The 24,707-nt window shown below is 38.8% G+C and carries 25 protein-coding genes; 16 read left to right on the forward strand and 9 right to left on the reverse strand.

The features are described from left to right. The first annotated feature begins 213 nt into the window (after positions 1 to 213). From MWJ95_RS02005 to MWJ95_RS02050, 10 genes are read left to right on the forward strand one after another with little or no spacing between them, the layout of a single operon-like run. On the forward strand, positions 214 to 1,446 hold the full coding sequence (locus MWJ95_RS02005) for a M20 family metallopeptidase (protein WP_249103911.1): 1,233 nt from the start codon (positions 214 to 216) through the stop codon (positions 1,444 to 1,446). Continuing rightward, positions 1,443 to 2,531: a tartrate dehydrogenase gene (locus MWJ95_RS02010; RefSeq protein ID WP_249103913.1), complete on the forward strand. Its 1,089-nt coding sequence runs from the start codon at positions 1,443 to 1,445 to the stop codon at positions 2,529 to 2,531. The genes MWJ95_RS02005 and MWJ95_RS02010 overlap by 4 nt, the downstream gene beginning before the upstream one ends. 1 nt (position 2,532) lies before the next feature. Next, on the forward strand, positions 2,533 to 3,279 hold the full coding sequence (locus MWJ95_RS02015; RefSeq protein WP_249103915.1) for an SDR family NAD(P)-dependent oxidoreductase: 747 nt from the start codon (positions 2,533 to 2,535) through the stop codon (positions 3,277 to 3,279). A gap of 11 nt (positions 3,280 to 3,290) precedes the next feature. Next, positions 3,291 to 4,748, forward strand: coding sequence for an aldehyde dehydrogenase family protein (locus MWJ95_RS02020; protein ID WP_249103917.1), 1,458 nt, complete (start codon positions 3,291 to 3,293; stop codon positions 4,746 to 4,748). Positions 4,749 to 4,762: 14 nt separating this feature from the next. Then, positions 4,763 to 5,791 carry an ABC transporter ATP-binding protein gene (locus tag MWJ95_RS02025; RefSeq protein WP_249103919.1) on the forward strand — a complete coding sequence of 343 codons (1,029 nt, stop codon included), beginning with the start codon at positions 4,763 to 4,765 and terminating at the stop codon, positions 5,789 to 5,791. Continuing rightward, positions 5,766 to 6,743, forward strand: coding sequence for an ABC transporter ATP-binding protein (locus MWJ95_RS02030; protein ID WP_249103921.1), 978 nt, complete (start codon positions 5,766 to 5,768; stop codon positions 6,741 to 6,743). Before MWJ95_RS02025 ends, MWJ95_RS02030 begins: the two co-directional genes overlap by 26 nt. A 38-nt stretch (positions 6,744 to 6,781) precedes the next feature. Next, positions 6,782 to 7,753 carry a P1 family peptidase gene (locus MWJ95_RS02035; RefSeq protein ID WP_249071868.1) on the forward strand — a complete coding sequence of 324 codons (972 nt, stop codon included), beginning with the start codon at positions 6,782 to 6,784 and terminating at the stop codon, positions 7,751 to 7,753. A 17-nt stretch (positions 7,754 to 7,770) separates the two neighbouring features. Then, the gene (locus MWJ95_RS02040) at positions 7,771 to 9,318 is read left to right on the forward strand and encodes an ABC transporter substrate-binding protein (protein WP_249103923.1); all 1,548 of its coding nucleotides are present in this window, start codon (positions 7,771 to 7,773) and stop codon (positions 9,316 to 9,318) included. A gap of 17 nt (positions 9,319 to 9,335) precedes the next feature. Then, positions 9,336 to 10,277 (forward strand): ABC transporter permease, encoded by a 942-nt coding sequence (locus MWJ95_RS02045; RefSeq protein WP_249103925.1) that lies wholly within the window; start codon positions 9,336 to 9,338, stop codon positions 10,275 to 10,277. Between the two features lie 11 nt (positions 10,278 to 10,288). Continuing rightward, on the forward strand, positions 10,289 to 11,116 hold the full coding sequence (locus tag MWJ95_RS02050; RefSeq protein WP_249071873.1) for an ABC transporter permease: 828 nt from the start codon (positions 10,289 to 10,291) through the stop codon (positions 11,114 to 11,116). A gap of 248 nt (positions 11,117 to 11,364) precedes the next feature. On the opposite strand, the gene MWJ95_RS02055 is transcribed toward MWJ95_RS02050, so the two are convergent. Then, complete coding sequence (locus tag MWJ95_RS02055) at positions 11,365 to 11,817, reverse strand: MarR family winged helix-turn-helix transcriptional regulator (protein WP_249071875.1); 453 nt, start codon at positions 11,815 to 11,817, stop codon at positions 11,365 to 11,367. 226 nt (positions 11,818 to 12,043) lie between these two features. Beyond that, positions 12,044 to 12,253, reverse strand: coding sequence for a hypothetical protein (locus MWJ95_RS02060; RefSeq protein WP_249103927.1), 210 nt, complete (start codon positions 12,251 to 12,253; stop codon positions 12,044 to 12,046). Between the two features lie 190 nt (positions 12,254 to 12,443). Between MWJ95_RS02060 and MWJ95_RS02065 the strand changes: the two genes are divergently transcribed. Both MWJ95_RS02065 and MWJ95_RS02070 read left to right on the forward strand, forming a co-directional pair. Next, complete coding sequence (locus MWJ95_RS02065) at positions 12,444 to 12,869, forward strand: GNAT family N-acetyltransferase (RefSeq protein WP_249071879.1); 426 nt, start codon at positions 12,444 to 12,446, stop codon at positions 12,867 to 12,869. A gap of 106 nt (positions 12,870 to 12,975) precedes the next feature. After that, on the forward strand, positions 12,976 to 13,674 hold the full coding sequence (locus tag MWJ95_RS02070) for a hypothetical protein (RefSeq protein WP_249071881.1): 699 nt from the start codon (positions 12,976 to 12,978) through the stop codon (positions 13,672 to 13,674). A gap of 35 nt (positions 13,675 to 13,709) precedes the next feature. On the opposite strand, the gene MWJ95_RS02075 is transcribed toward MWJ95_RS02070, so the two are convergent. The 6 genes from MWJ95_RS02075 to MWJ95_RS02100 all read right to left on the reverse strand — a co-directional run bounded on the left by MWJ95_RS02075 (position 13,710) and on the right by MWJ95_RS02100 (position 20,250). Next, positions 13,710 to 14,474 carry an aminoglycoside 6-adenylyltransferase gene (locus MWJ95_RS02075; protein ID WP_249103929.1) on the reverse strand — a complete coding sequence of 255 codons (765 nt, stop codon included), beginning with the start codon at positions 14,472 to 14,474 and terminating at the stop codon, positions 13,710 to 13,712. Positions 14,475 to 14,581: 107 nt separating this feature from the next. Beyond that, positions 14,582 to 15,562 carry a carbohydrate kinase family protein gene (locus MWJ95_RS02080; protein ID WP_249071885.1) on the reverse strand — a complete coding sequence of 327 codons (981 nt, stop codon included), beginning with the start codon at positions 15,560 to 15,562 and terminating at the stop codon, positions 14,582 to 14,584. Positions 15,563 to 15,712: 150 nt separating this feature from the next. Further along, on the reverse strand, positions 15,713 to 16,621 hold the full coding sequence (locus tag MWJ95_RS02085) for a DMT family transporter (protein ID WP_249071887.1): 909 nt from the start codon (positions 16,619 to 16,621) through the stop codon (positions 15,713 to 15,715). A gap of 292 nt (positions 16,622 to 16,913) precedes the next feature. Beyond that, positions 16,914 to 18,164: a glutamate-5-semialdehyde dehydrogenase gene (locus MWJ95_RS02090; RefSeq protein ID WP_249071890.1), complete on the reverse strand. Its 1,251-nt coding sequence runs from the start codon at positions 18,162 to 18,164 to the stop codon at positions 16,914 to 16,916. Between the two features lie 12 nt (positions 18,165 to 18,176). Continuing rightward, on the reverse strand, positions 18,177 to 19,271 hold the full coding sequence (gene proB, locus MWJ95_RS02095; RefSeq protein WP_249071893.1) for a glutamate 5-kinase: 1,095 nt from the start codon (positions 19,269 to 19,271) through the stop codon (positions 18,177 to 18,179). Between the two features lie 595 nt (positions 19,272 to 19,866). Continuing rightward, on the reverse strand, positions 19,867 to 20,250 hold the full coding sequence (locus tag MWJ95_RS02100) for a sodium:proton antiporter (protein WP_249103931.1): 384 nt from the start codon (positions 20,248 to 20,250) through the stop codon (positions 19,867 to 19,869). Positions 20,251 to 20,563: 313 nt separating this feature from the next. Between MWJ95_RS02100 and MWJ95_RS02105 the strand changes: the two genes are divergently transcribed. From MWJ95_RS02105 to MWJ95_RS02115, 3 genes are all read left to right on the forward strand, one after another. Further along, positions 20,564 to 21,187: a LysE family translocator gene (locus tag MWJ95_RS02105; RefSeq protein WP_249072548.1), complete on the forward strand. Its 624-nt coding sequence runs from the start codon at positions 20,564 to 20,566 to the stop codon at positions 21,185 to 21,187. A gap of 15 nt (positions 21,188 to 21,202) precedes the next feature. Then, positions 21,203 to 22,003: a DUF1835 domain-containing protein gene (locus tag MWJ95_RS02110; RefSeq protein WP_249103933.1), complete on the forward strand. Its 801-nt coding sequence runs from the start codon at positions 21,203 to 21,205 to the stop codon at positions 22,001 to 22,003. Positions 22,004 to 22,096: 93 nt separating this feature from the next. Next, entirely contained in the window at positions 22,097 to 22,570 is a 474-nt protein-coding gene (locus MWJ95_RS02115; protein ID WP_249103935.1) for a GNAT family N-acetyltransferase, read from the forward strand. Positions 22,571 to 22,725: 155 nt separating this feature from the next. Here the strand turns inward: MWJ95_RS02115 and MWJ95_RS02120 are convergent, their stop codons facing one another. Beyond that, positions 22,726 to 23,607, reverse strand: a complete 882-nt coding sequence (locus MWJ95_RS02120; RefSeq protein WP_249071902.1) for a LysR family transcriptional regulator — start codon at positions 23,605 to 23,607, stop codon at positions 22,726 to 22,728. A 346-nt stretch (positions 23,608 to 23,953) separates the two neighbouring features. Between MWJ95_RS02120 and MWJ95_RS02125 the strand changes: the two genes are divergently transcribed. Continuing rightward, positions 23,954 to 24,706, forward strand: a complete 753-nt coding sequence (locus tag MWJ95_RS02125; RefSeq protein ID WP_249071904.1) for an alpha/beta hydrolase — start codon at positions 23,954 to 23,956, stop codon at positions 24,704 to 24,706. Position 24,707 lies beyond the last annotated feature (1 nt).

The following is a 24,707-nucleotide window of genomic DNA, read 5'->3' on the forward strand; positions in this document are numbered from 1 at the left end:
ATCGGAAAACAACATAAGATAGATAATTTTGTTGTTTTTTAACTTTTTACTACTAAACAAAAAGTTAATAGCATTCTATATATTATTAACAAATTGTCTAATACTTGTTTAATAGGACAATGATAGAATTATTTCACTTCTTTTAGCCGGTGTCCAATTATGCCGAGGTATGATTGATCTCTGAAATTTTTTTCAAATAAGGAGGGCTTGTGGATGACAGTAAAAAGTTTAAAGACATCAGCATCTTATATTCGTGACCGCGAAGCAGTTATTGAGCTTACACGAAAGCTAGTACGTATAGAAAGCGTTTATCGAGAAGATGATCCAAATGGCAATGAACAAGAAGTCGCGAATTATGTAGCTCAATATTTACGCGATATAGGGATTGAAACGCATGTTGAGGAGGTTGTGCCAGGTCGGCCGAATGTCATTGGAATTATTGATTCGGGCAAGCCGGGAAAAACATTACTCTTTGAAGGTCATACAGATGTCGTTACTGAAGGAAATCGTGAAGCGTGGACTTATGATCCATTCGGCGCAGAAATTATTGATGGTCGAATGTATGGTCGAGGCACAAATGATACAAAAGGAAATCTTGCTTGTATGATTACAGCTTGTCAGTCGTTGTTACTGGATCAGGAGGAATTTACAGGCAAGATTATTTTATGTATTCCGTGCGATGAAGAAGGACTGATGCTTGGTATTAAACATTTTATAAAAAATGGCTGGGCTGATGGTGTGGATGGCGCGATTATATGTGAGCCTGAGGAAAACAACGTTTGTATCGCACAGCGCGGGGCAATACGCTTGAAAGTAGATATTTTCGGTAAAATGGCACACGGTGCAATTTCTTGGAGTGGCATTAACCCGAACTGGCGCATGGCACGTTTGATCGTAGAGCTTGAAAAATTGGAAAAAGAAGAGCAAGCTCGTTTAGGGCGTGATCCTTTGCTTAATTGGCCCTCTATTACACCGACGATTTTACGAGCACCCGTAAAAGGAGATGCGCAAATTAATGTGATTCCTGATCATTGTATGACGACGCTTGATATTCGTACAGTTCCCACACAGGATCATGATGAGCTTCTCGGTAAAATTGATGCGATGATTAAACGTCTGCAAGCAGATGATCCAGATTTTAAAGTTGAGTTAACGGTGCTTGATAACCGCCCTGCAACAGCAACTGCAAAGGAGGATCCTGTTGTACAAGCTATTTATGCGGCAGTCGCTGAGGTCACGGAAAAAGAGCCGAAATATAACGGTGTCCCAGGGGCTACAGATGGAACGTTCCTTCATGCTTATGGAGTACCAATAGTGACCGTTGGAGCTGGTGATCGTGATATTCCCCATCAAATTGACGAATATGTCGATGTCGAAGAATTAGCAGAAACGACAGCCATTTACCGTTTGGCAGCATTAAAGTTTTTAGCAGGTGATGCACAATGACGCACATAAAAATCGCCGTCATTCCAGGTGATGGCATTGGAAAAGAAGTGATGGAGCAAGCACTAAAGGTACTAAATTTTCTGCAGGAACACGATTCTTCTTTACAAATAGAAACAACAATTTTTCCATGGAGTTCAGATTATTACCTTAAGCACGGGCGGATGATGCCAGACAATGCATTAAACATATTAAAAGAATTTGATGCGATATTATTCGGGGCTATTGGAGATGCTCGCGTTCCAGATGACGTGACAGTTTGGGAATTAATTATGCCGATACGAAAAAGCTTCCAGCAATATGTTAATTTCCGTCCGATTAAATCGCTAGCGGGCATAGCCTCACCGCTTGCCAATGGAAGAGATATTGATTTTGTGATCTTCCGGGAAAATGCAGAAGGGGAATATTCCGATAGTGGTGGTCGAATATATCATAATCAGCCGCAGGAAATGACGATTCAAAATACGATTATGACACGTATAGGTATTGAAAAAATTGTTCGAGCTGCCTACGATTATGCTTCTGAAAATGGCAAAACAAAAATTACGAGTGCGACAAAGTCAAATGCGATAATCCATTCAATGAAGTTCTGGGATGAGCATGTTAGGAGAATGCTAGAACAGGGCTCAGCAACTCTAGAGCTTGAATCTATCTATATCGATGCTTTAGTAGCTTATTTTGTAGAACGACCACAAGATTTTCAAGTTGTTGTGGCCTCTAATTTGTTCGGTGATATTTTATCAGACTTAGGATCTGCCCTAGTTGGTGGTCTCGGATTATCACCATCAGCTAATTTAAATCCAGAAAAGGATTTTCCCTCTATGTTTGAGCCTGTGCACGGGTCAGCACCGGATATTGCAGGAAAGGGCATAGCAAATCCAATTGCACAGATTTGGTCACTTGCTTTGTTACTTGGACATAGTGGGAGATCGGATCTAGAAGAGCTAATTGTCTATGCGATTGAGACAGTGCTGCGAGAAGGTAATGTGAGAACCGCAGATATTGGTGGACAGGCGACAACAGCACAAATGGGTGATGCGATTTGTCAGGAGATTTCCAAAATGAATGTATCTACAAGGGGTGTATAACATGGCAGTAGAACAACAGGTTATCATCGTCACAGGTGCAGGGGGTGGTATGGGGAAAGCCATTATTCAGGAGCAGCTTGCAAAGGACAATATTGCAGTAGGGCTCGATTTATCAGTAGCTCCCCTAAGCGATTTAGCGCACGATGCCTTACAATGCTTTGAAGTCGATGTCTTGCAAGAGGAGCACGTGAACGAAGTGTTCAAGCAGGTTTTTGAGAAGTATGGACGGATTGATGGGCTAGTCAATGCACTTGGTATTGCACAGTCAGCAACACCGCTTGAGCAAGTAACGATGGACGATTGGGATCGGTTAATGGATGTCAATGTAAAAAGCTTGTTTATTACAACGAAGGCAGTTGTTCCGTATATGAAGGAGCGTCGACGAGGTTCAATTGTTACCATCGCCTCCATTTCCGCAGTTCGTCCGCGTCCTGGTTTACAGGCTTATATTGCATCTAAAGGTGCGGCGGAGAGCTTTACACGAAGTTTGGCAATTGAGCTAGCGCCGTTCCAAATACGTGTGAATACGATTCACCCAGGACCAGCCGATACACAAATGCTCGCTCAATTTACAGCACAAGGAGCGGACATCGAGCAAACAAAGCAAAGTGTTTTTGTGCAATCTGTCCCCCTCGGGCGTTTAGTGAAGCCCGAGGACATTGCAGGGGCAGTAAGTTATTTACTTTCAGATGCAGCGGGCATGGTGACAGGAACGACATTACATGTAGACGGTGGCCGTGGACTATAGGAGGGATAAGGGTGAAAAAAATTCCGATGTTTATAAATGGCGAGTGGATTCATGGTGATATGGAAGCATTATTGGATGTCATGAATCCTTCTACTGGTGAAGTCATTGCTCAAATTACGAATGCGAGTAAAGCTCATGTCGATGAGGCTGTACGCGCTGGACGTGGAGCGTTTGAAAGTGAAGAGTGGCGAAACATAAAAGCCTATGAACGGGGACAGCTACTCATTGAGTTTGCACACTATATTCGCAAGCATGCAGAGGAATGGAGTTTATTAGAATGTAGAGATGTAGGAAAGCCGTTAACACAAGCAAGAGCCGATATTGAAGCAGCAGCTCGCTATTTTGAGTTCTATGGGGGAGCTGCTGATAAAGTGATGGGTGACACGATTCCTATTGAAGACGGTATTTTAAATGCGGTAGTGTTAGAGCCTGTTGGAATTACCGTACATATCGTGCCATGGAATTATCCTATTCAAATCACAGCGAGAAGTGTAGCAGCTGCCATTGCGACTGGCAATGCGGTCATTGTCAAAAGTGCTGAGGATACGCCATTAACTACACACGCAATAGCAGAATGGTTTGCGGATAAATTGCCAAGAGGTATTTTTCAGCATATTACAGGTTTAGGTCGTAAGGTTGGATCCTATTTAACAGCCCATCCAGATATCAACCAAATTACGTTTACAGGCTCTGTTGCAACAGGCATTGCGGTGATGAAGTCAGCCGCTGAAAATGTTGTACCTGTGACGTTAGAGCTTGGAGGGAAATCTCCAAATATCGTTTTTGCGGATGCCAACATGGAGCAAGCGCTCGAGGGAGTTGTACGTGCTATTATTCAGAATGCCGGACAAACATGCTCTGCGGGCGCCAGACTACTAATTGAAGAGAGCGTCAAAGAAAAATTTTTAGCACAATTAGTGCAAAAATTCCAAGCTTTAAAAGTGGGTCCGGGTGAGGCTGACGTTGATATGGGGCCACTTCTAAATGAACGACAATATACGAAGATATCAACACTATTGCAAAAGGCAAAAGAAGATGGCTATGTGGTTACAGGTGGAAAAACACTGACGATTGATGGCTATGAACAGGGGTATTATGTTGAACCAACAATACTTGTAGGGGTAGAGGCGAACGATCCACTTGCACAGGAGGAAATTTTCGGACCGGTGTTGACTGTCTTTACATTTACGACTGTTGAGGAGGCCATTGCATTAGCGAATAGTACAGACTACGGTCTAGTTGCAGGAGTATGGTCGAAGGATTTAGATACGGCACATTATGTCGCAAGCCGTGTAAAAGCTGGGCAAGTATTTGTTAATAACTATGGAGCAGCGGGGGGGATTCAAATGCCGTTTGGTGGCTATAAAAAGAGTGGTATTGGCCGAGAAAAAGGTTTAGTCGCATTGAGAAATTATACGCAAATGAAAAATATTGCAATACGCTATGCACCACCTAATCACAAGGGATAGACGGAGGGAAGCATATGGATCAGCCAAATGAGAAACAGGTGCTTCTAGAGGTAAATCATTTAAAAATAACATTCCATTTAAAAAATGGAAAGCAGGCGAAAGTTGTTGATGATGTGAGCTTTACGATTCGTAAGGGAGAAACTGTTGCGCTTGTTGGTGAGTCTGGAAGTGGTAAAAGTATTACATCATTATCAATTATGCGATTACTACCCATACCACCAGGAGAAATTACAGCTGGTACGATTAAATTGAATGGTAAAAATCTCTTAGACTATAAAAATAAAGAGATGAGCACTATAAGAGGCAATGAAATGAGCATGATTTTTCAAGAACCAATGACATCGTTAGATCCAGTTTTTACAATTGGTAATCAAATGATAGAAGGAATTCGTCGACATCAAAGGATTTCAAAAAAAGAAGCGTGGGGGAAATCTCTACAGCTTTTAAAAGAAGTCGGTATTGCCAATGCAGAAAAGGTTATTGCTGAATACCCGCACCAATTATCAGGTGGTATGCGCCAACGTGTCATGATTGCGATTGCGATGTCCAATAACCCTCAGTTGTTGATTGCTGATGAACCAACGACGGCACTTGATGTAACCGTACAGGCACAAATTTTAAAACTTATGATGAAGATGAAGGAAGAACATCATTCGGCTATCTTATTTATTACGCATGATATGAGTGTTGTAGCAGAAACGGCAGATCGCGTGTTGGTCATGTATGCAGGACAAATTGTAGAAGAAGCACCAGTACGAGAGCTTTTCATGAATCCAAAGCATCCATATACAACGGCTCTTTTAAAAACAATGCCTAATTTAGAAATGGATGTTAAAAGGTTACCGTCAATCCCGGGTACCGTTCCACCGGCTTATGCATTACCCGAGGGCTGTCGCTTTGCACAACGTTGTCCGTTTGCAATGGAACAATGCCATTCCGTTCTCCCAGAGGTAATCCATATGCTAGACGAGCATAAAGTACGCTGTCATTTATTTACGGAGGAAGGGGTGTTAAATCATGACGAAAAAAGAAATTTTGCTTGAAATTAACCATTTAAAAGCCTACTTTCCCGTAAAACGTAAGTCGATGAAGGAAGAGAAAAAAGTCATTAAAGCAGTCGATGACATTTCTCTTGAAATTTTCCGTGGTGAGACGCTTGGAATCGTAGGAGAATCTGGCTCCGGAAAATCGACGTTTGGCCGAACTATTTTAAAACTCGTTGAACCGATCGAGGGAGAAATTTTGTATAAAGGGCAGCCTATTCAACAGTTAAAGGGAAGTAAGCTACAAACCTATCGCAATCAAATGCAAATGATTTTTCAAGATCCTTTTGCATCCCTTAATCCCCGTATGCGAATAGGTACCATTATCGAAGAGCCGATGAAGTTGCAGTTAACATTAACGAAAGAGCAACGCAAGGCACGTGTAACGGAACTTTTACAAAAGGTAGGTCTACCAGAGGATGCTATGCAAAAGTTTCCGCATGAATTTTCTGGTGGTCAAAGACAACGAATCGGTATTGCGCGGGCTCTTGCTATACATCCGGAGTTCATTATTGCGGATGAGCCTGTATCTGCTCTAGATGTTTCGGTGCAGTCACAGGTCTTGAACTTAATGATGGATGTACAGGATGAATTTCGTTTGACGTATTTATTTATTTCACATGATTTAAGTGTAGTGAAACATATTAGTGATCGAGTGGCTGTGTTGTATTTAGGGAGGGTAGTGGAAATTGGTGTGAAAAATGACTTATATGCTAATCCTCTGCATCCATATACGAAGGCTTTACTGTCAGCTATTCCAGAGATCAATTTTGATAAACCGAAACAAGAAATAGCATTACAGGGTGAATTACCAAGCCCTATGAATCCTCCTGTCGGCTGTGTGTTTCATACACGTTGTCCATATGTGATGGAAAGATGTCGGCAGGAACGCCCTGTGCTTCAGGAAAAAAATAAACAGCAGCGAGTAGCATGCTTTTTATACGATAAATAGACTGAATAATCAGTTTTTTTGAAAGTGGGGTGTGTATGATGTTTGGAAATATTACAGATGTGCCTGGAGTTAAAGTTGGGCATGCAGAAAATAGTGAAGGAATTACAGGTTGTACAGCGATTTTAGTGGAGAATGGTGCAGTTTGTGGTGTCGATGTAAGAGGCTCTGCACCGGGTACTCGAGAGACTGATGCATTAGATCCTATCAACGAAATTGATCAAGTACACGGGATTTGTTTGTCCGGAGGAAGTGCATTTGGATTGGATGCTGCGACGGGCATCATGCAATTTTTGGAGGAGCAAGGTGTTGGGCTAGGTGCAGGTGTTGCTACAATTCCAATTGTACCTAGTGCGGTGTTGTTCGATTTATTTATCGGTGATCCAATGACAAGACCTACTGCTTCGATGGGCTATAAAGCGGCAAAAAGTGCGGTTGTCGGTCCATTTGCAAATGGTAATACAGGAGCTGGTTATGGTGCGACAGTAGGGAAATTGGCAGGCCCTCAATTTTGTATGAAAGGGGGACTAGGTAGCGCCTCTATAGCTGCTAAAGAGGGTATTGTAGTGGGCGCCATTGTTGCTGTCAATGCTGTTGGGGATGTCAAAGATCCTCATACAAGAGAAATGCTAGCAGGTGCAAGGAATCCGCAAACAGGAGAATGGATTGATTGCTGTGCTTATTTAGAAGAGCATGCGCAATCGGAAGGATTACCTGGTACGAACACGACAATCGGTGTCATTGCAATGAATGCGAAGCTTACAAAAGCAGAGGCCAAAAAAATAGCTCAGCTTACACAAAATGCTCTCGCACGAACAATTTATCCTGTACACACAATGCTTGATGGAGACACGATTTTCGTGCTTGGGACAGGAGGTAAAACATATCCAGTTGATTATTTGGGGCATTTGGCAACAAGCGTTATGGAGGAAGCCATAATAACTGGCATTAAAGCTGCAAATAAATTAGCGGAAGTAGAAAGCTATAAAAGCATTCAAATAATGAGCACATAGGGATAGGGGGAAATAACATGAGGCTAAAGAATAATTGGTTGATGTTATTATGGACATTGATAATAGTTTTACTAATTAGTGCCTGTTCAAATGATGACAAAAAAAATGCAAAATCTGAAGGGAAGTCAGTTGCTGAAGTACCTCAAGAAATCGTAGTACGTATTAATGATGATCCAGATTTTTTAGATCCACATAAAGCAACGGCATCCATATCGTATCAAATGATTCTCAATATTTTTGAAGGACTAATGGCACCAGAAACAGATGGGACTTTAAAAGAAGGGTTAGCCGAAAGCTACAAAATATCTGAAGATGGTTTAACATATACATTCAAAATTCGTCCGGGTGTGAAATTTCATAATGGTGAAGATTTAACTGTTGAGGATATTCAATATTCATTTGATCGTTTAATGGGGAAAAGTGGTGGCGAAAAGATGTCCAACAGCTTTGATAATGTTGTGTCAACGGAAGCCCCAGATGCCAATACATTTGTGATCAAGCTAAAAGAGCCGAACTCTAACTTCTTAAATTCATTAACAGCTCGTCAATCAGCTATTTTACCAAAAAGCAATGATGGAAAGCATAATGAAAACCCGATAGGTACTGGACCATTTGCTTTTGTAAAATACTCTCCTGGTACAAATTTAGAGTTGAAGAAAAATGAAAACTATTGGAAGAAAGGGTACCCTTTCTTGAATAAAGTGACGTTTACCTTCCAATCGGATGATCAAGCGGCGATTATGAGTTTAATGGCTAATGAAGTTGATTTAACGAGTGTACCTTGGCAACGCGTAGGGGAAGTAAAAGGTAGTTATAACTTATCTCATCAAAATAATAACTCATCATTAATTGTTACGTTTAATGAATCGAAAGCACCTTTTGATAATCTAAAGGTCCGACAAGCAATCAACTATGCTATCAGTAAATCCGATATTATTGATTCAGTTTTTGCGGGCTATGCTGTACCACTTGGTTCAAATATGAGCCCTGCGATGGGGGACTATCAAAAGAAAGGCTTAGAAGATATGTATAAGCGTGATGTGGAAAAGGCCAAAGCATTATTAGCAGAAGCGGGCTATCCTAATGGCTTTAAAACAAAAATTACGGTATCCTCGCATAATGATATTTATTCAAATATTGCGCAAATCGTAGCAGCTAATTTAAAGGAAATTGGCATTGATGTGGAGATTGAAGTTGTAGAATGGGGAATTTGGCTAGACCGAGTTTATTTCGGCCGCGACTATCAAATGACAACAATCGATTTAACAGGACGAGCTTCAGCCTATGATATTTTAAATGATTACATTTCAAATAATGATAGTGAAAACTTCTTCAAATTTAAAAATAATCAATACGATAAAATTATGGCAGACGTTTTAAAGGAAAGTGATCAGGCAAAACAAATTGAGTATTACCACCGTGCACAGGAAATTTTAGCTGAGCAGGCAGCAGCGGTATATATCGCAGATTATCAAATTGTTTGGGGCTCTAAAAAGCAAATTACAGGATTAAAGAACTATCCATTCTGGTTCCATGATATGTCTGAAGTTAAATTTTCCAACTAGAAAGGGATGAATGCTTGATGATGTATATGATACGTCGATTTATCCTGTTAATAACAACCATCCTTCTAGTGTCGATCATTACATTCGGTGTTTTTCAAATTTTACCTGGTGATCCTGTTCGGACAATGTTAGGAACTGAAGCGGATCCCACACAAATTGAAAATTTGCGATCAGAACTTGGCTTGAATCGCCCTCTTTATGAGCAATATACAGATTGGATGAAGGGATTATTGACAGGGGAATTAGGAAATTCCATTCGTTTTTCAATGCCAGTAACAGATTTACTGTCTGATAGACTGCCTGTAACGATGTCATTGGCTGGGCTCACTCTTTTCATCGTGCTCCTCATTTCCTTACCGCTAGGGATGTTTGCGGCGAGAAGACAAAATAAGTGGAGTGATATGTCTTTGTCAACAGTGACGCAAGTTGGAATGGCCATTCCTTCCTTCTGGCTTGGGATGATACTCATTTTATATATTGGCATGCAATTCAGCTTTTTTAAAATAAGTGGGTATATTCCGTGGACGCAAAGTGTAGCAGGGGCGTTAAGTACGCTCTTGCTCCCGGCGTTAACCATTGCGATTCCACAAATAGCAGTTATTTTCCGGTATGTTCGTACGGCCATTTTAGAACAAGTTCAGCTCGATTATGTGCGTACGATCCGTAGTAAAGGAATGTCTGAGCAAAATGTTATGTATAAGCACGTCTTAAAAAATTCGATGATTCCAATATTAACGGTATTTGGATTGATCATGGCTGAAGTTGTTGCTGGAACAATTATTGTAGAGCAAGTATTTTCGCTCCCGGGTGTCGGTCAGCTCCTTATTACGGCTATTAGTAATCGTGACTTTCCATTAGTACAGGGAATCGTTATGTATATTACGGTTGCGGTCGTGATGATTAATTTTATAGTCGATATTTTATATTCTGTGTTAGATCCTAGAATCCGATTACGATAGGAGTGGATACGATGAAAATTATACAAAGGTACATGAAAAATATCAACTTAATCATTGGTCTACTAGTCATTGTCGGTTTTCTTATCGTCATGATTGTCAGCTTTTTTTATACACCCCATGATGTAAATTCGATGAATATACCTGAAAAATTACGGAGCCCAAGTAGTGATTATCTTTTTGGAACGGATGAATTCGGTCGTGATATTTTTAGCCGTATTATGAAAGGAACACAAACGGCCTTTGCGGTCGGTCTACTAACGGTATTTATAGGAACAATTTTTGGTATTTTAATTGGTAGTATAGCCGGGTATGTAGGGGGCTGGATCGATGAAATTTTTATGCGCATGATGGATGCATTAATGGCCTTTCCAGGAATAATATTAGCGTTAATGCTCGTGGCGGTATTTGGACCGGGGATTGTTAATACGGCTATCGCATTAGGCATAATTGCCATACCGGCCATTGCTAGAATTACACGTAGTGGTTTCGTCCAACATCGTGACACTGAATATGTCTTAGCCGCAAAGCTAATCGGCGTAAAACCTTATAGCATTATGTTTCGCCATATATTACCTAATATTTCATCGCAGATTATCGTCGCTGCAACTGTGACCTTTGCGACTGCGATGCTCGCGGAGGCGGCACTAAGTTATTTAGGGCTTGGCGTGCAGCCACCAAACCCTAGTTGGGGACGAATGTTAAAAGATTCACAAGCCTATTTAGTGGGAGCTCCTTGGTACACTTATGCGCCAGGTGGAGCTATTACAGTACTCGTATTAGGTTTATATTTGCTTAGCAATGCGTTACGAGATTTTATGGATCCTCGTTCAAAAACGTAAAAGCTGCTTTTTTCAATAATTCATTATTTCTAAATTAAGACGATATGGGGCCTGTAAAAAAATCGGCACCTACAATATATTCTAGTATTCGATTATTAAGTGTTTGGTGGACAATAAATAGTTGTTCAGCTGTATCATTTTGAGGTGGTGCTGCAATATCATCATCAAGGGGGACTTCATTCGTAATTGAAAAGGTTTTTTCGCAAAGGAAGGCGATTCCTAATGCTTAGATGCGCAAGGAATCGCCTTTAATAATTTCGTGTATGACCTTTTTTTACATATTCCCAATCCGTTTCAATGTTTTGACGAATACGATTTAAAAAGTCATGTATACTGTCAATTTCTTCAGGAGAAAAACCATCTAATGCTCTAGCATTCGAATAATCTCCTTCTCGCTTTAAAAATGGATAAATCTTGAGACTTTTGTCTGTCGGGAAAAGCTGTTTGTTTTTCTTGTTTCCAATTTCATGACGCTTTTCTACAAAGCCTTTTGTCTCCAACTTTTGAATCGCTCGGGAGGCAGTTGTGCGATCTACTTTCAATAGTTCAGCAACCTTTTCCTGAATAATTCCAGGGTTTTCACAGATGCGAGTGACATACAAATACTGTCCCTTTGTTAAATCAAGTTCTTTAAACTCAATATTACTAATGGAATCAAGTGCCCGCGCAATCGCACCAATATCTCGTAAAATTTCCTTCATTGATTGCCTCCAAAAAATATTGTATTTGCAATAAAAAATACTCTATACTATATATTATCAAACAAGAAGGGAAATTTCACTTTATATCTTCATATGGTTTTCTTTTTCAAAGCGTAGTGGTGCAATGGGCGAATTTAGCAGCGCAATTGACAATTCTACTAATGGAACGGAAAATTCTATCAAAAGATAAAAAGAGTAACTCATCATTGAAGGTTAGGATTATATTTTATATTTTTATGCTATTTATATAAGTTGATTGGAGTGGAGACTGGGCGACTCCTTGGGGATTAGCGATAGAGGAACGAAGGCTAAAACCATCACATCCTGTGATAACGCCTTCGTGACCAACATCCTGCTGTTGCTGTCGCTGCGCTTTCGCACAAGCAAAACCCTCTGCTGCCGCTGCGTTAACACTACGCTTTAGCGCAAAAAACATCTGTTGCCCCGACGCCCCCAGGAAGCTCTGCTCTGTAGCGAAAGCGAAGCGTCAGCAACAATGTTTTATCTGTAGCGAAAGCGAAGCGTCAGCTACAAAGCGCCCAGTCGGAACGGAAATCAACCCTACATTATGTTGATGAGCCTTAAGAGTTCACCAAATTCAAGTAACAATCAGGAGGAATATAAAAATGAATACGAAACAAATTACAGAGGAACAAGATTTACAAATAGCATTTGCTATACGTCAAAAGGTTTTCATTGAGGAGCAAAAGGTGCCTGAAGAAGAAGAATTTGACGAATTCGACACACTAGATGCGGCATGTGATCATATTCTTGTGTACTATAACGATCAACCAGTTGGTACTGGTAGACTTCGAGTTGTTGATGGTTACGGCAAACTAGAGCGAATTTGTTTACTAAAAGACTTTCGTAAATTTGGCCTTGGTAAAGTCATTATCCAAAAGTTAGAGGAGATTGCACTTGAAAAAGGGTTATCAAATTATAAATTAAATGCTCAATCTTATGCAGAAGGTTTTTACGAAAAATTAGGCTATAAACGTTCAGGAGAAGAATTTATGGATTGTGGAATCCCACATATTTTAATGAAAAAGTAATTGAGAGAAATATCAGGGAAAAGCTACATCCAAATAATCATCATTATAGCTAAAATTGTAACTTTTTAGGATATGGAAAGTCTACTATTCTAAAAGGGGTGATAAAGTGAAGAAATGGGTAGCGCTAAGCTTTTTCTTAATGTTCCTTGTTGGCTGTCAATCAATACCATTTGGAAGTAGTCAAACAGAAATTGACTGGGTAGATTTTATCAAATGGGACGATAGTGAATATGACGTTGTTTACGATGGTATATTAGCAGATAAATCCTTAATAGAAAAAGAAATAGGAGAAGTTCAATTTAAAGTAGCCGATAATGTTTCAAATCCATCTTATAAGTTAAAAGACGGAGATGCGGCGTTTCATGAAAAGGGAACTAAACTTTATTCTGTTAAAGGAAAAGATGATATTATAGCCGTAAAGGATCAATCAGCTATTAATGGTTATCGAATTTATTTTAATAGAGAAAGAACCGATTATAAATGGCACTTTGATCAAGTACCTTTAGATCAAGTAAAAAAGATTGAACTATATTCGACAACAGAGGGAAACAAGCAAATAGCTGCTTTTGAGGATGAAACGGAAATAGAAGACTTTTTGGAAATCCTTTCAAATAGTAAGAAGGCTCCAGCATTTCAACCTAATACTACTACTAGTGATCCAATGATGTACGATATTATTTTATACACGGATGATCCGATTGCTTATAAGTGCAGTATTCAATATGACGGAACTACATATTTTTGGTACCCGTCAGATACAGAGATTTTGTCAGGCGACATCCAACGTTTTATTCCCAAAAAATAGCAAACTAGATCTAAAATTAGTTTGCTATTTTTGTTTTAGTGCAATAGCTCTTTTGTTTTTTCCCATAACGGCTTAATTTCTTCTTTATTCGGCACATTTTCAAATATCCAATCGGATTCATTGTGGAAGGCGTTCACTAATTTTTTTACTGCCATTTCATGTGTTTCTAGGCTCATACAATTCATGATCTCCATAATCTCATGTAATGGGGAAGTAGGTAACGAATTATATAACGTTTTAAGTCCAAGTAAAGCTCGCTCAGGGCAATATTTATGCAATAGTACTTTAGCGAAGTGTTCTAAACTATTTCGCAGTAAATGAACACACCAAATCCCATTTCCACGTTTAGCACTCCAATAATATTGATATAAATACCAGACAGTATCATCTACAGCATCTTTAAATTCGAGTGGAGTTAATGACAAAGTTGTATTTTTCTGTTTAACTGTAAGGACTCCATTTGGATCCCATAAGATTTTTATGGCATCTTGGTTACCTATTTTAGAGGGAGTTACGGTAAATAAATCGATATGAATCATATCTTCATATACGACTAATAACTGAGGGGCAATAATATAAATGTCATCAACGAATAGTGTTTTTTTATAAGTTTCAATATGTTGTTTGCGTTTGGGCAAAAATGCTTCGACATTTTCTTCATGAACAACGCAATAAATATCAATATCTGAAAATTCGTCATGTTCCTCTCTAGCTATAGATCCTCTTAAAAATACCGCTTCGATATATGGATCATCTTTTAGACTTTCGAGTAACACCTCAACAACATGGTCCAAATTCAAATGTATTCACTCCTTATGTTAAAACAGGCTACTCAAAGTATATTTTGAGCAGCCATATTTCGTTAGATTTCTTTTAAGCATGATAATTCAAGACCTGGCACCATTTATTAAGCCAAATCCCTTAGATTATCTTTGAATGGAAATTCTTGCTTGGTAAGGTAAGAGGCAATGGCACCGTGTTTTTCTGTTGAAGCTCCTGCATAGCCATTCGCAAACGTGAGAAGGGGGGCAGCATGCTGTTCACAAAAGTCTTTTAAATTGGTCGCTGTAATTTGCTTGCTTAGGAGAATCGCTAACAATGCTCCAATAAAGGCGTCACCCGCTCCAGTTGTATCAATCGCCTGGACTTTGTCAGCAGGAACTTTGACATGAAGTTTTTTAGTATAAAGACGAGCACCTTTTGCTCCACAAGTAATGATAAGTACCTGAACTTTCCCTTGAAATAAAGAATGGACAGCTGTTTCCTCATCCTCAATCGCTGTTAAAAATAAAAGCTCCTCCTCTGACAATTTCACGATATGAGCTTCCGGTAAAAATGCCAAAATGGTTTGACGACATGCCATCTCATCATGCCAAAGTGGTAAGCGAACATTTGGATCAAAAGAAACAAGACTACCCGCTTGATGAGCCTGTTCTATCAACGCCATATGTGCATGTTTCATGGGGCTTTCCACTAAATTAACTGAACAAAAATGAAGAATATCTTGATCAGTTAATAGATTTGGTGGGAGTTGCTCTTTGTTATACAGTAAATCTGCTGCGTGACGACGATAAAATAAGAAATCCCGGCTACCATCACCTGTCAGTGAAACAAATGCTAAACTTGTTTCACCCTCAACAGTTTGAGCAATATAGTTTGTATCGACAGCGACCTTATTTAAAGTTTCTATAAGAAAATCTCCAAAAGCATCCTGACCTACCTGTGTAATGATGGCCGCTTGTTGTTCAAGCTTTGCACAAGCAGCTGCAACATTAGCAGGAGCCCCTCCAGCATTTTTAGTAAATTGCTCAACGGTAGCTAGGGAGGCGTTTGGTTCAGAAGGTGTAAAATCAATTAATAATTCACCAATTGCATAAAGTTTACTCACGGAAAAACCTCCTTGATATCCATTTCGCCTAGGCTTAATTGTAGCTGACACAGGACGAGGGTATTTCGTCGCTCAGGTCACCTTGCGCTTAGAATCCGTCGTTCTACAAGAGCGTTCCGTCGTTTAGCTTGACTTTTCCGTCACAAGTACCTAGACGGAGTTTCTAGCTGACGCTTCGCTATCGTTACGAGGCACACGCTTTTTCTTTGGAACGTAAATTGTGTAAAAAATACCGCCAAAAATTAATACAATACCAACTGTTTGCATGAAGCTCGGTATAAAATCAAGCAACAGCATATCAAGCAATATAGCCACAACCGGGTCAACAAATACTAAAACAGAAACTAGAATAGTTGATAGGCTACGAATACTATCAAAAAATAAATAATAAACAAATCCTGTATGAATAAAGCCTGTTCCTAAAATATATAGCCAGTTAGTGGTTGTTAAGCCTTCAAACAGCGAAAAATTAACAAATGGCAATAGTATGATAATTCCGACTGCTGTTTGGATATATGTTAATGCGTAAGAGCTAAGATTTGTGATTGTTTTACTTGTAAGCATCGTAAACGCGTAAAACAATGCAGACAGCAATGCCCAAATAAAGCCAGATTTCATAAATTCAGAGAGTGACATAAAATTATTTAAGCCAATTATGAACATACTGCCGATAAAACAAGTTACTGTTGCTAGTAGTGCTTGAATAGTCATTTTTTCTTTTAAAAACAATGCCCCAAAAATTAAAACGAATATGGGTGCTAAATTATAGATAGAAATGGCAATGGAAATCGACATCTCTTCAAAGGCTTTAAATAAAAATACCCAGTTTAAGACAATAAAGACACCGCATAAAAGTGTACGTAATATTTCTTTTTTATCCCATTTTTCCGTCTTATGACCACCCGTGATCAGCCACATTCCTCCTAGAAAGAGAGTAGCACAAATACATCTAATAAATACTAGCTCGATAGCAGGTACGCCGGTATGAACGGTGAAAAATCCAATTGAGCCAAAAAGGGCCATTGAAACAGTTAGTTTGATAATTGCTGAAATGTTCATACAAAACCTTCTTTCTATTTAAATAAATATAATTTTTGATGCTTTTGAAAGTAGGGGAGACTTCACGTTATTTCGCCCCGTTGTAAAAGGACTTTGCTCAGATAGATAAAGAAACTGCTCGGCAAAGAGTGAAATCCGCTCAGCTTGTGAGTCTGAACCTGCTGAGTTAACAGTAGAATCTACTCAGATAGAAACCTTCCACCACTCTACAAATCTTTCAATCGCATGATACAAAAATAGACAGAGAAAGCCGACAGCGTAGGTCAACTGTCGGCTTTTCATGATTCTACAATTATTCTCGGATTTGCCCGTTGCCGTGAATGAAATACTTTGTAGATGTTAAAGCTGGTAAACCCATTGGTCCTCGAGCGTGTAATTTTTGCGTACTTATGCCGATTTCTGCACCGTAGCCAAATTCAAAGCCGTCAGTGAAGCGAGTTGAAGCATTGTGATAAACAGCCGCAGCATCCACGCTATTTAAGAAGGTATCTGCTATTAACTGATCTTCTGTCATGATGGCTTCAGAGTGGTTCGTACCGTATTTATGAATGTGCTCAATGGCTTCATAAACGTTTTCCACTATTTTTACGCTTATCTTTAAATCTAAATATTCAGTTGTATAGTCTTCTTCTGTTGCTAGTTGAGCGAAATTAAGAGCTTGACAAACAGATTCATCACCGATAACTGTCACACCTGCTTGATGCATAGCACTAAGTAGCTGTTGACCGTGCTCATTAAACCAATCAGGATGAATAAGTAGGCTTTCTGCTGCATTACAAACTGAAGGACGCTGTGTTTTAGCATTGATACAAACTTTTTCTGTTTTTTTGTAATCGGCCGTTTGGTCCACATAAATATGACAGTTGCCAGCGCCTGTTTCTAGTACTGGTACAGTGGCTTCATTTACTACTAAGTCAATAAGTGCCTTTCCGCCACGAGGAATCAAGACATCTAAGTAATCTTTTAAATGGAATAATTCTTTAACAGTTTCACGATTTGTATCCTCGATTAATTGTACAGCATCCACAGGAATAGATGTTTTTCTAAGTGCACGATGAATACTTGCCACAAGCGCTACATTTGAAAATTTGGCAGAAGAGCTGCCGCGTAAAATGACTGCATTGCCTGTTTTCAAAGATAATGTTGCTGCATCTACTGTTACATTAGGTCGTGCCTCGTAAATCATCCCGATAACGCCAAGTGGCACTAAACGCTTTTCAATGAGTAATCCATTATCTTTGTCAATTCGTTCTAAGAGACTGCCTACTGGATCATTTAATTCTACAAGTAAGTGAATAGCGCTTGACATAGCTTCTACTCGTTCTTTATTGAGCATGATGCGATCAAGTGTAGAAGCGGGCATTCCTTGTTGTTCGCCCAGTGCTAAATCCTTTGCATTTTCTGCAATGATAGTATCTTGGTCGATTAGTAATTGCTCAGCAATTTTCGTGAGAGCCTCATTTTTTTCACAAGTTGTTTTAATATTTAAAATATAGCTTGCGGCCTTTGCAAGCTTTCCTTTTTGTTGAACCTCACTTGTCATGTGAATTCCTCCTTAATTTGTTTGAATTTTTAGCCATTTATCTCGGTGAATAACCTCAATAGGATAGTTCGCTAACTCATCTGTTCGTTTTCCCATCGCATGTGCTAGCTCTAGGGAAGAATATAAAACCTCACCACGGCCAAGTAATCCCTTGTCACTAAAGACCTCGACAACGTCGCCATTTGCGAAGTCACCTTCGACACGGTAAACACCTGCAGGCAACAAGCTTTTCCCATTTGCTAATAGTGCATGTTCTGCACCGCTATCTATAAAAATTTTACCAGATACTTCCGTGAGTGCAATCCACTGTTTATTATTTGTTAAAACAGCAAGCGCGTCATGTTCTACATACGTACCATCGCCACGTCCTTCTAAAATGTCGACCAGCTTATTTGCGCCATGACCAGTTCCGATAAACACCTTGACACCTGCATTTAAAGCTGCTCGAGCTGCTAATAATTTGGATTCCATACCACCTGTTCCAATTTTCGAGCCAGAACCATCCGCAAAGCCTAGCATCTCATCAGATACCTCTGTTAAACGATCAATACGTTTGGCATATGGGTTTTTATTTGGATTGGCGTTATACAAGCCATTGATGTCTGTTAAAATAATGAGCTGATCAGCATGAACAAGACCACTGACTAGTGCTGATAACATGTCGTTATCTCCAAAGGTTAATTCGCTGACAGATACCGTATCGTTTTCGTTAACGATGGGTAGCATGGAGCGCTCTAATAATTCCTCAAACGTAGCATAGGCATTTTTATAGCGCTCTTTTTTTGAAAAATCAGTGCGTGTTAATAAAATTTGTGCAGGCACAATATCATAAATGCTAAATAAAGCATTGTAGGTTTGAATTAGTAAACTTTGCCCAACTGCCGCCGCTGCCTGTTTACCTTTTACTGTGACTGGACGAGAAGGGTACCCTAGCTGTTTAAAGCCTGCTGCAACTGCCCCTGAAGAAACAAGCAATACTTCATGACCGTATTTTTTTAATTCAGCTATCGCTTGAACATGGTCCATTAAACGTATTTTATCAATTTCACCTTTTGCATTTGTTAAGGAGCTACTCCCGATTTTGACGACAATTCTTTTTCTTTCCATAGCAATACCTCCAATTTGCCATTACACTTTGTTTTAAATCAATTATGCCCCGGCATAATTCCGTGACATCCGCAAATAGACTAATTTCTATCAGCAGGGGTTTGGTTATCCATTTTTTATCGCCTATAGGTGTGGCTGATATATGTAGCTGACGCCTACAAAGAAAATAAAAATAAAAAAAACCTTTTCATCCTAATATTTAGGACGAAAAGGTTTGCTTTCCGTGGTACCACCTACATTGAACATCATTTTGACATTCCACTTTGCTCATAACGCTTGAGACTGCGCCTAGTTTAGCTAGGACGTTTTACGAAGTAGGTTCTTTAGTCTTTCTTGTACAATGTCTTACAGCCGATGGACATCGCTCTCTGATCAAGCAGTTTCTAGGTACTAATCTTCGCTCGCTTTTATAGTATCATCCAAAATCTTTGTTGAAAGGAACCACACAATTGGTGGGTGTCCGATTTCTATAAAGAATGCACTACTTTAGCATGTCTGTCAAGCTAATTAGGAATGTTAATAGAAAGTTTTGAATAAATGAGTAGGTAAAACTGAACAATCGAGAGTAAAGTATGAGGCGGAAACTCCACTTTTTTTACTTAAACCACCAGATTGCGACGAATAGTGGGAGCATCGCTATAACAATGACGAAAAAACTCCATAACATTTGTTTTCCTGAAGACATATTTTTCGGTTTTATACTCATTTGTTCATATAGCTCGTTGATGGCATGTTGTTCTTTCGCATAAAGCATGGCTTGAAATTCATCGTAATCTTGAATATAACTCGATGGAGGGCGAGGGCTAAAGCGCAAACTTCGAATGTCGTCTGTAATCTCTTTTTCACCCATCCAATAAGTAATAACTGGCGCTAAACCTGAAGTTTGTGTAGCGTGTACCTCGATAGCATGTGTTTTCATTTTATAATAGACGTTTCCTTGCTCGTCTTCATATTGCGTTACAATATGACTTACTGCCACCGACAAACACCCCTTTCTCTAAAATATACGACTTTTACATGATGATAGTTTTCATTATAATGTATTAAAATAGAAAAGTGTTGAAGAGGGCATAATTGATTTTTTTATTTTGTGAAAATTCAGAAATGAATAAGTGGAATATAGTATAATAGAAATAAAACATATAATATTGATTATAAAGTATTTGTTCATAATGTAAAAAAGTTAATTGAAATGAAAACTGGACGCTCCTAAGAAAGCGCCCAATCGGACAGGAATCCAACTCTACTTGATGGGAGCAATTTCTAAAAATAATAGAAAGAAGGGATAGTATCTGACTTTTTCTACGTTATTAGCGTTTTTAGGTGCAGCAATTATTTTAACATTAATGCCAGGACCAGATAATTTATTTGTTCTTGCACAAAGCATTACACAGGACAAAAAAGCAGGTATAGCGACATCACTTGGTCTGTGTACAGGTTTACTCGTCCATATAGGCGCGGCTGTTCTCGGTATCTCAGCTATTATTTATCAATCAACAGTTATTTTTTCCATTGTAAAGTTTGCAGGAGCAGCGTATTTGTTGTATTTAGCATGGCAATCGTTTCGCGCGAAAGGTGATCCATTCACGCTGGGACAGCATAATGAACAAGCCTATGTGATGTTATATCGAAAAGGTATATTAATGAATATATTAAATCCAAAAGTTTCTTTATTTTTCTTAGCACTTTTGCCACAGTTTGTGAACCCTTCGAATGGCCATGTAAGTTTACAGATGTTCATTTTGGGTAGTGTATTTTTAGTACAAGCGCTTATACTATTTTCTTTATTTAGTATTTTTGCTGGTAAAGTAAGAAGAGTAATTATTGGAAAGCCTGCAATTGCTAAAAGATTAAATATGATCCAAGGCGTACTTTTCACTTTTATTGGAATACAAATTGCGCTTAGTAAACAATAACGGGGGAGGATTATTTTGGCAATTTTACATATAACATTTGGTTTATCTGCACAAGGTTCGTTAAAACATGCGATACGACAACATCACTTACAACGTGATGAGTCAGTGATTAGCGTCAATGATATTTTCTCGATTGGTCCACTAAGTAGTTTAGAACAACGAAAAAGCTGGTTAGAAGCCTATATCTATAGGGAAAGTGAAGACCTTGATTTGTACGACGATTTCCATAAAGCGTGGGAGAAAAAAATTAAAAATTTACCGTGCGATATTGATGTCTGGGTATGGTACAGCCAATGCACTCATGAAGAGATTGGGTTACGTTTTGCCATGAGCGAGTTGATCAATACATGTAATATGGTATATGGAATTGATGCAACCGATGGATTGAAACGTATACAGCCAAACATGACGATTCGTCAAACAGGTGAGCTTTCTTCAGACTTGCTCATGAGACTGCGTTCTGAGGCAAAGCGTTTTTCTGTGGATGAGTGTCAACAACTCGCAAAGGAATGGGAAGAGATAAAACAAAACCCTAGTACACTGCGCATTTGGCAAGAAGGAATAGTTCACGTAGCGGAGGACGCATTGGATCCTATTATTTTACAAAGTGCGGAAAAAGCACATGCACAACTAAATGAGGAATGGCTTATACCAATGCGTATCATCGGTGAAACAATTGGTGCAATAGATGACTATTTAAGTGAAGAGTTTGTGGAAAAACGCCTAATGACTCTTGCAAAGCAGGGACTTTTTGAAATTCATGGAGATCCAACAGATATGTATTCGTATCAAGTAAAATATGTAGGAAAAAACTAAAGAAGCTTCTTAGATAAAAGCTGTTTTCTAATAGATTATGAAGTGCCGTTTGTATTTGTTTAAATAGATTTTTACATAAATAGGGAGATTAAAGTGGAAATTCGCTCAGTTAAAGGTTCAGACTACTATATAATTTCACCTCTAGTCAATGAGTGGTGGGGTGGTAGGAATATGTCTGATATGTTACCAAAATTATTCTTTGACCATTTTACACAAACAAGTTTCATTGCAGAAAAGGATGGTGAACTTGTGGGTTTTCTTATAGGATTCCTCTCTCAAACTTATTCAAATGAAGCGTATATTCATTTCGTTGGCGTTCATCCTGCATACAGAAAGCATAATATTGGAAAAAAATTATACAATCAATTTTTTAATGTGGTAAGGCAAAATAATCGAAGTATTGTTCGTTGTGTAACGTCACCTGTCAATAAAGTTTCAATTGCCTATCATACCAAGATGGGTTTTGAAATTGAAAATGGAGATAGAATTGTTGATAGTCTATCATTAAATACAGACTATGACGGACCAAATCAAGACAGGGTTTTATTTGTAAAAAAATTAGATTAAATTTTAGTTTATTATTGAACGTCCCATAAAAACAGAGTTGATTCTACATATTTTGTAGATTAACTCTGTTTTTTTGTTACCTTCTCCAATTGAATATATACAGCAAGGCGAGTAACAGTTGTTACTCGCCCTCTTTAGCCCATTTTTTACTTTCATTATTTTTTATCATAAAAATCAAATACAAATTGCTGAAATTGTCGTGCTGACGGTGGAAGATAGCGGTTTTCAATCCAAGCCATACCGATGATCCGTTCACAAACCATATCCTCAACACGAATTTTTGCCAATTTATTTGGATTTAAGTCTTCGTCCACAGGGAGTAACGACACACCAAGCCCAGCACTTACAAAACCAGCAACTGTCGATACCTCATCACCTTCAAATGTAATTTTCGGTTTGATACCTGCAGCATTTAATAATTTATCAGCTGTACGGCGCAATGCGTAACCCTTCTTCATCAGAACAAAATTCTCATGCTCAAGTTCCTTCATTTTAATGCTTTTACGGCCGGAGAGGGGGTGATCAATCGGCACCATAATAAAAAGTTCATCACGCCACAGCTCCTTCCAGCAAACAGGTGGCTCGGTGTCAATCGCCGCAAGTAAGCAAAGATCTAATTCTCCTGCGAGTAATTGCTTCAGCTGTGAATGTGAGTAGTTTTGTGTAAAGTGAAAACGTATATGCGGATGATTCTGGCGGAAAGCGCGGATTAAATCAGGTACAATGCTAGTCCCCAGAGTATGTAAAAAGCCAAGTGACACATCACCAAGCTCTGGGTTATTAAGCTCCTGTAACTCTATGACTGCTTTTTCATACTCCTTACGCATGCGTTGGACTCTATATAAAAATAACTCGCCATATCTATTAAGCATAATTGAACGTCCTTGTCGATCAAACAAGGGCACTCCTAACTCCTCTTCGAGCTTTGAAATCGAGCGACTTAATGCTGGCTGAGAAATCGCTAATGCTTCAGCAGCACGAGTCATATGCTCAAGCTTTGCTACTGCTACAAAATATTCTAATTGCTGCCATTCCATATTTTCACCTTAATTCCAGTTGTTTTTGAGTTAACTGCATTATAACGGTTAAAGGGTAGGAAGTATAGAGATATAAAGTGAATTTTTGCATGAACCTAATGCTTCCTTTCGGTCAGTTAAGCAGATAATGAGGCATAAAAAATTTTTATGAAAATGGAATACGAAAAATGAAGATTGCAAAATGAAAGTAGCAGAAAGTGTGCTATAACAGTCATTAACCTTACATCGTTAATGCATGAAAGACATTAATATGATAAAAACTATAAATTGTACATTATGAATAAAGGGTGTTAAGATAGACACATAAATTACACAATTACAAGTTTCCGTGAAGGGGATATTATAAATGAATTTATCTAAGCCACAACCTCTAACAATTGAGGGAGGCAAAAAAGCCGTACTATTACTGCATGGATTCACAGGTAGCACAAAAGATGTGAAAAAGCTAGGTGAATTTTTATCAAAACGTGGTTATACGGTTCATGCACCGATTTATAGTGGGCATGGAGTAGAACCAGAAGCATTACTAGAAACAAAACCAGAAGACTGGTGGAATGATGTTGTGGAAGGTTATAACTTCCTAAAAAGTAAAGGCTATGAAGAAATCGCTGTAGTAGGAATTTCACTTGGTGGCGTATTTTCGTTAAAAGTAGCAGAAACGTTTCCTGTGAAAGCATGTGTTGCTATGTGTGCACCAATCACACGCGATAACTCAAAAGGCTTATTTACACGTTTATATCATTACGCTCGTTTATATAAACATTTTGAAAATAAATCAAAAGATCAAATTATTTCAGAATTACATGAACTACGTATTACACCTAAGGATTCATTAGATGGTGTGACACGTTTGACTACAGAAACACGCGAAGATTTATCTACTATTAAAGCACCTACATTAGTATTACAAGGTTCATTAGATGATGAACTTTATCAAGAAAGTGCGCCTTTCATTTTAAACACTGTGGAAACTGATGATAAAGATCTTATTTGGTATGAAAATTCCGGTCATATTATTACTTTAGATAAAGAACGTGAAAAAGTGTATGAGGACGTATACAAGTTTTTAGATCATATAGAGTGGTCTGTAGCAAACTAAG

The sequence above is a fragment of the Lysinibacillus sp. Bpr_S20 genome (assembly GCF_023337835.1).
Lineage (GTDB): Bacteria > Bacillota > Bacilli > Bacillales_A > Planococcaceae > Lysinibacillus.